12 protein-coding genes and 1 pseudogene are annotated in these 12,525 nt (G+C 71.6%); 4 read left to right on the top strand and 9 right to left on the bottom strand.

The features are described from left to right. The 4 genes and pseudogenes from Q1N79_RS28175 to Q1N79_RS28165 all read left to right on the top strand — a co-directional run. A partial coding sequence (locus tag Q1N79_RS28175; RefSeq protein WP_300614090.1) for an FHA domain-containing protein occupies positions 1-672 on the top strand: 672 nt, incomplete at its 5' end. Further along, positions 662-1,687, top strand: a complete 1,026-nt coding sequence (locus Q1N79_RS28170) for an adenylate/guanylate cyclase domain-containing protein (RefSeq protein ID WP_300614089.1) — start codon at positions 662-664, stop codon at positions 1,685-1,687. The genes Q1N79_RS28175 and Q1N79_RS28170, both read left to right, overlap by 11 nt. Beyond that, a pseudogene (locus Q1N79_RS30890) lies at positions 1,578-1,904 on the top strand (hypothetical protein); the annotation flags it as partial. The gene Q1N79_RS28170 and the pseudogene Q1N79_RS30890, both read left to right, overlap by 110 nt. A gap of 181 nt (positions 1,905-2,085) precedes the next feature. Next, on the top strand, positions 2,086-3,747 hold the full coding sequence (locus tag Q1N79_RS28165; protein WP_300614088.1) for a DUF885 family protein: 1,662 nt from the start codon (positions 2,086-2,088) through the stop codon (positions 3,745-3,747). On the opposite strand, the gene Q1N79_RS28160 is transcribed toward Q1N79_RS28165, so the two are convergent. From Q1N79_RS28160 to Q1N79_RS28120, 9 genes are all read right to left on the bottom strand, one after another. Next, positions 3,719-5,527: a homocysteine S-methyltransferase family protein gene (locus Q1N79_RS28160; RefSeq protein ID WP_300614087.1), complete on the bottom strand. Its 1,809-nt coding sequence runs from the start codon at positions 5,525-5,527 to the stop codon at positions 3,719-3,721. The two genes, Q1N79_RS28165 and Q1N79_RS28160, sit on opposite strands and share 29 nt — an antisense overlap. Before the next feature lie 256 nt (positions 5,528-5,783). After that, positions 5,784-6,614, bottom strand: a complete 831-nt coding sequence (locus Q1N79_RS28155; RefSeq protein WP_300614086.1) for an EthD domain-containing protein — start codon at positions 6,612-6,614, stop codon at positions 5,784-5,786. Continuing rightward, a complete protein-coding gene (locus Q1N79_RS28150; protein ID WP_300614085.1) occupies positions 6,611-7,408 on the bottom strand; it encodes an SDR family NAD(P)-dependent oxidoreductase in 798 nt (265 codons plus the stop codon). The genes Q1N79_RS28155 and Q1N79_RS28150 overlap by 4 nt, the downstream gene beginning before the upstream one ends. A 35-nt stretch (positions 7,409-7,443) precedes the next feature. Continuing rightward, on the bottom strand, positions 7,444-8,622 hold the full coding sequence (locus Q1N79_RS28145; protein WP_300614083.1) for a cobalamin-independent methionine synthase II family protein: 1,179 nt from the start codon (positions 8,620-8,622) through the stop codon (positions 7,444-7,446). An 8-nt stretch (positions 8,623-8,630) separates the two neighbouring features. After that, entirely contained in the window at positions 8,631-8,864 is a 234-nt protein-coding gene (locus tag Q1N79_RS28140) for a biotin/lipoyl-containing protein (protein WP_300614082.1), read from the bottom strand. After that, positions 8,854-9,837, bottom strand: coding sequence for a transketolase C-terminal domain-containing protein (locus Q1N79_RS28135; RefSeq protein WP_300614081.1), 984 nt, complete (start codon positions 9,835-9,837; stop codon positions 8,854-8,856). The genes Q1N79_RS28140 and Q1N79_RS28135 overlap by 11 nt, the downstream gene beginning before the upstream one ends. A 72-nt stretch (positions 9,838-9,909) precedes the next feature. After that, positions 9,910-10,923, bottom strand: a complete 1,014-nt coding sequence (locus Q1N79_RS28130) for a thiamine pyrophosphate-dependent dehydrogenase E1 component subunit alpha (protein ID WP_300614080.1) — start codon at positions 10,921-10,923, stop codon at positions 9,910-9,912. A gap of 23 nt (positions 10,924-10,946) precedes the next feature. Then, on the bottom strand, positions 10,947-11,693 hold the full coding sequence (locus Q1N79_RS28125) for an ABC transporter ATP-binding protein (protein ID WP_300614079.1): 747 nt from the start codon (positions 11,691-11,693) through the stop codon (positions 10,947-10,949). Beyond that, positions 11,690-12,525: ABC transporter ATP-binding protein (locus Q1N79_RS28120; protein ID WP_300614078.1), on the bottom strand; the 836-nt coding region annotated here is incomplete at its 5' end. The genes Q1N79_RS28120 and Q1N79_RS28125, both read right to left, overlap by 4 nt.

Below are 12,525 nucleotides of genomic sequence, written 5' to 3'. Positions count from 1 at the left end.
CCTGCCGCCGCGCGTGCCGCGGCCCCCGAACCTGCCGCCGCGCGTGCCGCGGCCCCCGAACCTGCTGCCGCGCGTGCCGCGGCCCCGGAGCCCCCCGCCGCCGCAGCGCCCGGCGTCCCCGGCGTCCCCGCCGCGCCCCCGGCCGGCATTTCCGAGGCCGAGCTCGCCGCTCTCCAGCCGACAACTCCCGCGGCAGGCCGCCAGCAGGCCGAGTCCGCGGCGGCGGGCCGCCAGCAGGCCGACACGATGCTCGACCGCCTGGGGCCCGTGCAACGCGACAGCCCGCGGCAGGTCCGGCCCACCGTGGCCGCGAAGGCGACGCTAGGCGCGCTCAGGTCGGAGGAGGGGCCCGTGATCATCCTGGACCGCGCGTACGTCCTTGGCCGTGAACCCGCCAACGATCCATCGGTCCAGCGGGGCGACGCCTCGCCCGTCCTGCTGAAGGACCCGGAGAATATGGTCTCGCGCGTGCACGCTTACATCTCCGTCGAGAAGGGGGTCGTGATGATCCGTGACGCCTCCTCGGCCCACGGGACCTACATCGGCGCACCGGGAGCGGACAAATGGACGCGGCTTGGCAGTGAGCCGGCCCAGCTGCCCCCGGGCTGGAGCCTGCGCATCGGCCGCCAGGTCTTCACCTTCGAGCTGACCGGATCGCCCGGTGCACGGTGACAGCCTGCCGGGGCGGTCCGCGCCACTCGGCGAGGCCGATCCGATACCAGCCACGCTCGTCGTGGCGCCGGACCGTGCCGAGGAGCGGTCGGCGCCGATCTATGACTGGCTGGTCGTCGGCAGGGAATGTGCCGGCGTCGACGCGCGGCACCGGCTGCTGATCGACGACCTCGCGATCTCCAGGACGCACCTGGAGCTTCGGCTGGACTTCGAACTCGATCAGGCCTGGCTGACCGACCACAGCACGAACGGGACCCGCCTCAACGGGCAGCGGATAGAGCGGTCCGTGCCGGTCAGGATCAAACCGGGCGACCGGGTGCGCCTGGGCGCGGCGGAGCTGCAATTCCGGTCGCGCCGGTTCGCCGCCGAGGCGGAGGCCGAAGCGATCAGCGCGTCCACCGAGCTGAAGACGGTCCGCCACGTGACCGTCTCCGACATGGTCATGGTGGTCGGCGACGTGGTGGCCTTCTCGACCATCGCCGAGAGCACGGATGACCGCGTACTGCTTGAGAACATCGACCGCCTCTTCCGCGTCCTGCGGAAGATCCTCGCCCGGCACCACGGCACGCTGTCCAACTACGCGGGCGACGCGTTCTTCGCCACCTGGGAGACTCCCGCCATCCTCGACGGCGGCGCGCCCGATCCCGCTGCCGCGGACGCCGCCCGGGCGGCGGTCGCCTTCGCGGTCGAGGCCGCCGAGACCGTGCCGCGGGTCGCGGCGAGCCTGGACGTGCGCGATCCAGGGGGCGGGCCGCTGCGCATGGGCTGGGGGGTCGCGTTCGGCCCGGCGGCGGTGAGCCTGATGACCGGCATGCTGGTCACCGTGCTGGGCGACACCACGAACGTGGCCTTCCGGCTATCCGGCATCGCCGGCCGGGAAGGCCTGCCTAACGTGCTGGTGACCAGTGCCGTCCACCGCGTTACCGCGGGCGGCTTCGCCTTCACCCCGTTGCCGGCGGTCCAGGTCAAGGGCCGCCGGCAGGCGGTCGAGGTGCTGGGCGCCCGACGGCTGTGAGACCCGCCCCGCGTCGTTCAGCGCCGCCCAGTCGCCGCGCCGCAGCGCGGCGACCTGCGCCGCGGAGACCTCCGCGCTAGCCGACCTCGCGCACTGGCAATCGACCCGCGACGCGATCTACCGCAAAATCATGGCCAAGGGCTGGCACCCGGAGCGCGGGGCGTTCGTCCAGCACTACGACACGGACGTGCCCGACGCGAGCATCCTGCTCATGCCGCCGGTGAAGTTCGTCGCCCCGGCCGACCGCCGCTGGCTGACCACCCTTGACGCGATTCGTCGAGGCGCTGGCCCGTGCCGGACGCCTCGACGAGGCCAGGCTCGTGTTCGACTGCCTCGACCGGCACCTGGGCTAGCCAGCAGCCCGGCGGACTCCGGCGCGCTCGGGTACTGTTCCGGCCATGACCCCTGCACGTGACCTGGCCGACCGGTTCCATCGACGCTGGCTTGCGGAGAATCCGTTCGCGGCCACCTCCTACGGCATTCCCGGGTACGACGACCTGGTGCCTGACGAGAGCGAGCAGGGCAGGCAGGCCTGGCATGCCGAAGCCGGGGAGTTCCTGCGGGAAGCGGACGCGATCGAACCTGGCGGGCTGTCGCCGGCGGACGCCGTCACCCTGGACTGCGTGAAGGAGGCGGCCGCCCAGGAGCTCGCGCTCATCGACCTGGCGCGGGCCGAGTACACGGTCACCCCCATGCAGCACGCGGGGCCGGCGGCCTTCCTCGGGGTCGCCGCCCGGACGGTCCTGGTGGACACGGCCGCGGCCGAGGCCTACCTGACCCGGCTGCGGCGCAGCGGCACCTGGCTCGACCAGCTTGGCGAGCGATTGCGGGCCGGGGCGGGCAAGGGGCGGCTCCCGGTCGTCCCGCTGGCCGAGCAGGCCGTCGCCTGGGCCGGGAACGTGCTGGCCGCCCCCGAGTCCAACCCGGTGCTTTCCCCGCGGCCACCGCGGGGATGGGACAGGGCGGCGGCGTGGGAGGAGGAGCGCCGGGCGGTCGCCGCGGACGTGGTGAACCCGGCGCTGGCGCGGTGGGTGGCCACGGTCAGGGAGCTGCTCCCGAGGGCCCGGCCGTCCGGGCAGGCCGGACTGGCCTACCTGCCGGGCGGCGAGGCCGATTACCGCCGGGCCATCGGGATCTACACGACCCTGCCGCTGTCGGCCGAGCGGCTGCACCAGACCGGCCTTGACCACGTCGCGGCGCTGGAGGACCGGGCGGCGGAGCTGGGCGCCGGGCTAAGACTGTCCGGGCTGGCGGAGGTATTCGCCGCGGTGCAGGACTCGGCAGGGAAGATCCCCGCGGCGCAGGCCATCGGCAAGGCGACCGCCGCGGTGCGGCGCGCAGAGTCGCGCGCGGCGGAGTTCTTCCCCGACCCGCTGCCGCCGCCGTGCGAGGTGACGCCCATGCCCGAGGTCGTTGCCGTCGGCGGCGCGGCGCCGCACTACACCCCGCCCCGCCTGGACGGCGGGCGGCCCGGCACGTTCTGGTTCAACACGCTGCGGCCCACCGCGGGGACAGGATGGGACATCGACGTGGTGGCCTTCCACGAAGCGGTGCCAGGACATCACCTGCAGCTGTCCCGCCTGCAGCTGCTCACCGGCCTGCCCGCCCTCCAGCGGCAGCGCAGCCTCCCGGTGTTCTCTGAGGGCTGGGGCCTGTACGCCGAGCAGCTCGCCGAGGAGACGGGGCTGTTTCCCGACGACCGGGGCCGGCTCGGTTCGGTCAGCTCCTCGCTGATGCGGGCGGCCAGGCTTGTCGTCGACACCGGCCTGCATGCCTTCGGCTGGAGCCGGGAACGGGCCCTGGACTACATGGCCGAGCACGTCCCCATGCCACGGGAGTTCCTGGCCGCCGAGGTCGACCGGTATGTGGTAATGCCGGGACAGGCGCTCGCCTATCTCACTGGCAAGCTCGAGATCCTCCGCCTCCGCGACGATGCGCGCAGGCGCCTGGGCCCGGCCTTCTCCCTGCCTTCCTTCCACGCCGCGGTCCTGGACCACGGCTCCCTTCCCATGCCGGCCCTCGACCGCGCCATCACCGGCTGGCTGGACCGGGCGGGCTGACCCGGTCCGCGCGGCGGATCTCGAGCACGTATACGACGATCAGCTCGTCGCGCCCCCCCGGCGTCGCGACGTCGAGGCGGAATGCGTCGCTGCGCCGCTCGATCAGCTCGCGATGCGGCAGCGCGGCCAGCGGTGTGCAGGCCGGCCACAGGCGCCAGTCGACGACCTGGCCGGCCAGGTCGGCCGCGGCGAGCATCCCGGCGGTCTGCCGCTGGCTGATCAGCGACGACTGCGTGATGTAGGCCACGCCGTCGCGGGCCAGCAGCGCGGGGAGCTTGGTGAGGAACGCGTCGATCAGCAGGCGTCCCCAGGGATCGAAGTCGCGTGCCGCCGGGTCCTGCTGGGACGGATCTGTCGCGGGCTGTTCCAGGCTCGCGACGACGACCTGGTAATGCTCGCGCGGCTGCCAGGCGGTGATGTCCGCGGCTTCCGCGGTGACCGCGGAGCTCACGTCGTTGCGAAACGCGCTGCGGCGGGTGCAGTCGACCGCCGCGGGCGAGCTGTCGATCGAGTGGACGTGCGACGCGCCGTTCAGTGCCAGCTGGACGGCCAGCAGGCCGCTGCCCGAGCCCACGTCCAGGCAGCGCCTGCCGTCGCCGATCCGCTCCCGGTACAGGTACTCCCAGAGCAGCAGATCGCCGACGGCAGGCGCCGCGGCGCCCTGCTCGCAGGCCAGCGCCGGGAACGGTAGCGGGAACACCGGCCTGCCCTCGGCGATCTGCCACGGTTGCCCGGCCTTCACCTCCTCGGCCCGGCCACGGCTTGCCAGCACGGCGTTTGCGGGCGCGGCGTCCGCCGCGACCGCCCGCGCGGGCACCGTGTCAGCGAGCTTGCGCCTGGCGGCCTGCAGGTGCTCTGGCCCGACGCCACAGCATCCGCCGACGATCTGGGCGCCTTCTGCCCGCCACTGCAGCGCGAGATCGTCATAGCTGACGACCGGGGTGGCGTCGCTGAGCGCCGCTGGCTCGAAGCCCCGCTCGATGTTGGCGTAGACGCCGAGCGGCAGGTCCGTGAAATAGCGCAGGTATTCGATCGTGCCCGCCACATGATCGGGCGGTATGCAGTTGACAAGCAGCGCGGAAACCCCCATGTGCTCAAGCCGTCGGGCCGCGCTGCCGAGCCTGTCGGGCTCGTCGCCTGACCAGTGATGGCCGCTCGGCCCGCACAGGCCGTCCCGGCAGCGGCGGAACGACAGCCAGAGCGGGAGGCCGAGCGAGCGGAGCTGCGAGACCGCCGTGAACAGCGACGGGCGGATCACCGACAGCGTCTCGACGAGTATCAGGTCCGGCGCGGTCTTGCTGAACAGCCGGTCGAGCGCGTGGACGAGTTCGGCCGAGTCGGGGCCGTCGACCTGCCGGCCGAGTGCGTAGGCGATGGCCGTCGGGGTCCCCGCTGCCGCGGCGCGCGCTGCCTCGATCCGTTCGCATGCCAGGTCCGCCCAGCGCGCCGGGCCGCCGTGCGGGTACCCGCCGTCCACGGCCGGCCACAGCGCCGCGGTGCTGGTCCTGATGACGTCGCAGCCTGACTCCACGTGGCCGCGATGGGCGGCGACGAGCTCATCCGGGTCGGCCATGGGCGCGAGCGCAGGCTCGTGGGACAGCGCCACCGGGTTCTCCGCCGGCCAGGCAGCCCGGCCCGCGCCCAGGCCGGGCGCTACGGGACCGTCGAGGAGCACGTAGCTCCCGGCGGCCAGCAGCTTCCCGACGTTGTCATAGCCCCCCGCTGGCCTGGGGTGTCCGTGGCCGGCCGTCTGGCCTGCAGGCAGCTCGGTGCGCACCATTGCCCTCCTAGTGCCCGGCCGGCGCTGTGCTCGCGGCTTTGTCGGGGTTAGCCTGCCTTGCCCGGTCGGCCTGCGCCCTCACGCAGGCCAGGCGAGCGTGAACGGCCATGGAAGCGCGGCCCGGCTTGCTCCCAGCATGAACCGTCCTACCAGGGGAGGGAATACCCCATACCGATGCGTTATCAAGCCTTGACCGCCGCGGCGGGCCGCATCGGCGGGGTGGTCTGCGCCCGGCTCAGGGGGCCTGGACGGGTCCTTAGCTGAGCGCGGGCCGCAGGGTCCCCGGGACGCTGCGGACCTCCAGGCCAGGCGGTGCCCAGGTATAGACCGACGTGCCGTCCGGGCTACGGGTGCTCACGAAGCGCAGCCGGTCGGTGACGACCATGGCGAAGCTGCCCGCGGCGTCGACGAGCCCGTTCCCGGCCTTGGTGATCAGCGCGCGCGCCTGCGCGTCGCCGGCGAACGCCGCGAAGTCCGCCTGGCTGGCGAAGAACAGCTCCTCGATGCCCCAGTAGGTGCCGAAGGCGCCCTGCCCGTACGGGGTGCCCTCGAACGGGCTGGCATCCAGCGGCACCGGGGGGCTGAGGGCGTACTTGCGCGCCGCGCCCCTCGCCGCCGCGGCGACCGCCGTCGCGTAGCCGTCGCGCCACTCGTCCGCGAACCGCTCACGGCTCACCCCGGGGGCAGGGCGGAGGAAGTGGACGAGCTTGACCGTGTCCTCCTCGGCCGCCTGGAGTTCGTCGAACAGCACGGCCTCCTCGCCGGTGACGTCGACCACCATGCTCGGGTGGCTGAAGTCGTGCGCCGGCCCGCCACGGCGGGGCTGGACCGAGGTCAGGAACGACTCCAGGGTCTCGAACGCAAGCGACGCGAACCCGTCCCAGTGCTCTGCCGAGTAGGGATACGCCAGCCGCACATCCGGGAAGACGTCCTCAAGGCTGTACCCCTGGACGTAACGCCGGATCCGCTCGGTGGCCCCCGGGCTGGTGACCATGATGGCGACGTGGATGACACCCCACTCGTAGCGGAACTCCTCCAGCGTCATCCCGTCCTTGCGGCGGTTCGCGAGCACGAACTTCACCGTCATGCCATGCCCCCGCCGGCGTTCTTCTTCGGCGAGAAGCCCCGGCCGAGCGAGCCGCCGCCGTCGACCGGCATCGCCACGCCGGTGACGAATGACGCGCCGTCGGAGACGAGCCAGGCGGCGACGCTGCCCATCTCCCGCGGGTCGGCCCAGCGCCCCATGGGAATGGAGCGGAAGGCAACCTCCAGCCGCTCGGGCGGCTGACGCCGGATCATCGGAGTCCAGGTTCCGCCCGGGCAGATGCAGTTGACGCGGATGTTCTGCCCGACCACCTCGGCGGCGGCGGTCTTGGTGAGCCCGATCACCCCGTGTTTGCTTGACACGTAGCCGACCGCCTCCGGCGAGCCGTTCAGCCCGGCCATCGACGAGGTGTTGACGATGGCGCCGCCGCCCTGCGCGATCATCTGGCGGAGCTGGTACTTCAATCCGAGGAAGACGCCCTTCATGTTGACCGCGATCTGCCGGTCGTAGTCTTCCTCGGGCAGTTCGGTGATGAGGCCCTCGATGACGATGCCGGCGTTGTTGTGCGCGAAGTCGAGCCGGCCGAAGTTCTCGACGGCATACGCGACCGCGCGCTCCTGGTCGGCGGCGCTGGTGACGTCGAGCGGCAGCCAGACCGCTTTCCCGCCGGCCTTCTCGACGATCGCGACGGTCTCGCGGCCTTCTTCTTCCATCGATTCCAGGTCAGTGACGATGACGGTGGCGCCCTCCTCCGCGCACACCTCCGCCGAGCCCCGGCCGATGCCCCCGGCGGCTCCGGTGACGATCCCGATCTTGCCCCGAAGCATCTGCTCCATCGCTGCTCCTTAGATCTGCTAGTAGTCCGGCCGGCCTATCCCGGCCACAGGTCCTGGCTCGCGAGGCGGGCGCCTTGTGCGAGGCTGCGCAGCTTGGCCCACATCACCAGCGGATGTGTGCGGCGGATGAACGGGTGCTGGGCGAACCCGCAGTCGACGCCCGCGATGACCCGCTCCCGGCCGACGAGCCGGGCGAGCCGCACGATGCGCTCGCGGACCAGCTCGGGGTGCTCGACGATGTTCGTCGCGTGGCTGATGACCCCGGGGATCAGCACCTTGCCGTCCGGCAGCTCGGTGTCCTCCCATACCCGCCATTCGTGCTCGTGCCGCGGGTTCGCCTGCTCGATCGCATAGGCACCGACCGGGATCTTCAGCAGCAGCCCGACGATGTCCTTGAGCTCCACGTCGTACAGGTGCGGCCCGTTCCACGAGCCCCAGCACAGGTGATAGCGCGACAGCTCGGGCGGCACGCCCGCCAGCGCCCGGCGCAGGGCCTCCAGCCGCACCTCCGCCCACGCCAGGTAGTCGGCGAATGTGCCCGGCGGCACCACCGAGTCGTACATGGTGGCCATGAACGCGTCGTCGACCTGGACGATCACTCCGGCGTCGGCGATGGCCCGGTACTCCTTGTTCATCGCGTCCGCGAGCGCGAACACGAAGTCCTCCTCGGTCGCGTAGAACTCGTCCCGCCGGAACGGCACCGCGCTGCCCGGCGTGACGACCGGCATGAACGCCCCCTGGACATCGGCCGACTGCGTGGCGGCCTTGAGCCGGTCGATGTTGGCCTGGAGCGCGTCGAAGCCGATGTACTCGATCGGGCCGGTGCAGACCCACTGCCCGTCGCTCGCCACCGGCGCCTCTGGCATCGCCTGCCGGTTGTATTCCTCGTAGAAGGCCGCGAACTCGGTACGGTCACGGCCGCGCCGCTCGGGCTCGTCGCGGACCCCGTCCGGCCAGGGGCGCTGGGTGAAGCCGCTCAGGCGCTCCCGGATGTAGCCCCACCACGAGTGGGTGTTGCCGTACTCGCCGTCGTTGACGATGTCGATCCCTATCTCGGCCTGCCGCAGCACAACGTCGTTCACGTGATGCTGCAGGGTCTTCAGGTAAGCCTCCTCGTCGACGAGGACGCCGTCCCGCATCGCTCGCAGGTATACGAGCAGCGTCTCGGGGCGCACCAGGCTGCCGGTATGCGTAGTGAGGATCCTGTCAGGCATGTCCAAGCTCACCTAATGATCGCGATGACATCGAGCACGGGCACCGTGCTCCCGGCTTCGGCGTGGATGGCGGAGAGGACTCCTGCGACAGGCGACTCGATCTCGACGGTCACCTTGTCGGTCTCCGCGGTGGCGAGGATCTCTCCCTGGCCGACGGGGTCGCCGACCCCCTTGAGCCACGACACGATCGTGGCCTCGTGCATCGTCATTCCGAACTGCGGCATGCGGACCTCAGTGGCCATGCGACGCCTGCTTCGCCACCGAGCGGACCGCGGCCGCGATCTTGTCGGCGTCCGGATAGATTTCCCGTTCAAGGGAAGGCGTGTACGGGCTGTGCACGGGGAGCGATGCCACCCGCCGGACCGGTGCCCGCAGCGCCTCGAACCTGTGCTCGGCGACGGTCGCCGCGATCTCGCTGGCGGCGCTGCAGGTGCTGACGGCGGCGTCGGCGACGACCAGCCTGCCCGTCTTCTCGACCGAGCCGAAGATCGTGTCCCAGTCGATTGGCGCCAGCGACCGCAGGTCGATGACCTCCGCCGACACGCCGGCGTCGGCGAGTTCGCCGGCTGCGGCGAGGGCGAACGCGACCGTGCGCCCGATGCCGACCACGGTCACGTCGTCGCCTGCACGGACGATGGCGGCGGTCCCGATCGGGGCCGGGGCGGGCGGGTCGGCCACCGGGCCGCGGGAGCTCCAGTTGTACGTGTCCTCGAAGACGATGACCGGGTCGTCGTCGCGGATGGCCGCCTTCATCATCGCCTTCGCGTCCGACGCAGTGGTCGGGCAGATCAGCTTCAGGCCAGGCATCTGCATGAACATGGGATACGGCCGGTCGGAGTGCTGGACGCCGACCCCGCCGTTGTACATCAGCGGTATCCGGTAGGTGACAGGCACCTTCAGCCGCCCGGCGCTCATGTAATGGATCTTCGAGACCTCGCTGATGAACTGGTCGAGGGCGACGAACGAGAAGCTGGCGGATCCCATGTCGACCACCGGGCGAAGTCCGGTCATCGCCGCCCCCACCGCCGCCCCTACGCACGCGGTCTCCGACGTCGGCAGGTCGCGGATGCGCTCCTCGGGAAACATGTCAAGGAAGCCCGCGGTCCCGTAGAGGTTTGCCCGGATGTCCTGGCCCAGGAGGATAACCGCGTCGTCATTGGTCATCTCCTCGATAAGGGCCTCGCGGATGGCCGCCAGGTACGTTAGCTCGCGCACTGAATCAAGCTCCTTTCCGATAGCCGGCCGCCGGTCTGCCCGGCTGGCGTCACCGTGACCGCCGCGGCGAACTCACGGCCAGCTCAGGGACGCCGCGGGACGGTTGAGCGACGGGTCGGCGTACATGTGCTCCCACAGCGCCGCCGGCGCGGGGAACGGGCTGTCGCAGGCGAATTCCACCGCCACGGCAACCTCTTCGCCGACTTCCTGCTCGATCTTGTCGAGCTCGCCCGCCGTGGCGTGCCCCGCCTGCAGCAGCCGGCCGCGGAAGGACGTTATCGGATCGCGCTCGCGCCAGCTCGCTACCTCTTCCTCCGGCCGGTACGGCTGGCTGGGGAGGTTCTCCGCGTGGTCGACAGTGCGGTAGGTCTTGGCCTCCACCAGGCTGGGGCCCTGCCCCGCGCCGGCCCGGTCCCTGGCCGCGCCCACTGCCTCCCGGACCGCCACCGGGTCGCTCCCGTCGGCCACGGCGCCCGGCATGCCGTACGCCGCGGCCCGGTCGGCGATGTCGTGCACCGAGACCGCGTAGCTGGCCGCTACCGTCACCGCGTAGCCGTTGTTCTCGCACAGGAAGACGATCGGCAGCTTCCAGATCGCGGCGAGGTTCATCGACTCGTGGATCGCTCCCTCATTGGACGCGCCGTCCCCGAAGGTGGCGAGCGTGACCCGGCCGGATCGCCGCAACTGGCTGGTCAGGGCCGTGCCGACGGCCACGGGCAGGCCCGAGCCGAGGATGGCGGAGCTGAAGAACGCGCCAACGGACGGGTCGATGAGGTGCATCTCGCCGCCCCGCCCCTGGCAGACGCCGGTCGCCTTGCCGAGCACCTCCGCCATCAGCGGACCGAGGTCACCGCCGCGGGCGATGGGGTAACCGTGGTTGCGGTGGGTGCCGATCAGCAGATCGTCGGGGCCCATCGCGGCGCTGCTCCCAGCCACGACGGCCTCCTGCCCGGTGGTCAGGTGGAGGACGCCCGGCATCTGCCCGGATCTCAGCAGCCGGCTGGCGGCCTCATCGAACCGTCGGATCCGCAGCATCTGCCGCCACATGCCGACCATCGAGCGGGTGTCGTCGGTCGCTGGTTGCATCCGGGCCATCACTGTCCTTTCTCCTATTCGCCGAGGTAGGCGCGCTTGAGGATGCCTGGGTCGTCCTTGAGCACCTGGCACGGGCCGCTGTAGGCAAACCGTCCCTGGCTGAGCACATGAGCCCGGTCGCCGACCTGGAGGGCCAGGGCGGCGAACTGTTCGACAAGCAGGACTCCCAGGCCAGCGTCGGCCAGTGCCCGCATCGTGGTCACCAGGGCGGTGGCGATGCTGGGACCGAGGCCAAGCGACAGCTCGTCGGCCATCAGGATCTTCGGGCGGACGGCCAGCGCACGGGCGACGACCAGCATCTGCTGCTCGCCGCCTGACAGCAGCCCAGCCCGCGTCTTCCGCCGCGGCTCAAGCAGCGGGAACAGCGCGAACGCCTCGTCAATGGACCAGTCCTCGCGCCCCGCGACAAGCAGGTTCTCCTCGGTGGTGAGGTCGCGGAAGATCCGCCGCCCCTGCTCTACGTGGCCGAGGCCGCGGCGGACCCGCTCGCGCCTGGTGGCCTTGCGTATGCCGGTCCCGTCGAGCTCGATCGTGCCCTTGGCCGCGGGAATGATCCCGGAGATCGCCTCGAGCAATGTCGTCTTGCCCGCGCCGTTGATGCCGAGCAGGACCGTCACCTCCCCGGGCGGCACGTCGAACGAGACGCCGCGGACGATCGGGAACGTGTCCCGCTCGACGACGAGCTCAGCGACGGTGAGTCCGCGGCTGGCGTGCCCGTTCTGGCTTCCGGCCGGGGCCGGCGCCTGGCTGTCGGCGGTCATCGCTCGATCACTGCGGCCTTGTCGGCGGTCCCGAGATAGGCGGCCACCACCGTGTCCATCTTCAGCACGTCCTCGGGCCGGCCCTCTGCGATCTTCTTGCCGAAGTCCATGACCGTGACGTGCGAGCAGCAGGCCCGCACGACCTCCATGTCGTGCTCGATGAGCAGGACCGCGCAGCCGAAGACGTCCGGCACCTGCGATACCCGCGCGGCGACCGCGAGCGAGTCCGCCTCGGCGAGCCCGGCGGTCGGCTCATCGAGCAGCACGATCTTCGGGCGCGCCGCGATGCATCCGGCGATCTCGAGCAGTCGCCTCGTCCCGACGTCGATGTCGGCGATCCGGTCGTAGGGGGACGGTCCGCCGATGAACTCGAGCACGTCGGCGACCTCCTGCATGGAGATGCGCCGCCGCGCCGCGACGCGGACGTACTCCCCGGCGGTGAGCTCGGGAATCGTCCGTTCCTGCTGGAACGTGCGGCGGACCCCGGCGCGCACGCGCTGGTGCACGAGGAGCCCATCGATGGTGCGCCCGGCTATCTCGACGGTGCCGGCGTAGTTCCTGATGAACCCCGACACCACGTCGACGAACGTGGTCTTTCCCGCGCCGTTCGGGCCGATCAGCCCGCTCACCGAGCCCGCGGGGACCTCCATGGTCATGTCCTCAAGCGCGATGACGCCGGTGAAGCGGACGCCGACGCCCGTCGCCCGCAGCGCGGGCGGTCCGGCCGTCACCGGGCTTACGCCTGGGGCCGGGATAACCGTGGCCTCGGGCGCGGACGCCCGCACGCCGGGGGCGCCGTCGCCGTCGCCGGCCGCGCCGTCGTCGGCCGGGA

This window comes from Trebonia sp. (assembly GCF_030042015.1).
GTDB lineage: Bacteria > Actinomycetota > Actinomycetes > Streptosporangiales > Streptosporangiaceae > Trebonia.
The sequence above is the reverse complement of the archived record's forward strand: the minus strand, read 5'-3'. Positions and strand labels throughout refer to the sequence as shown.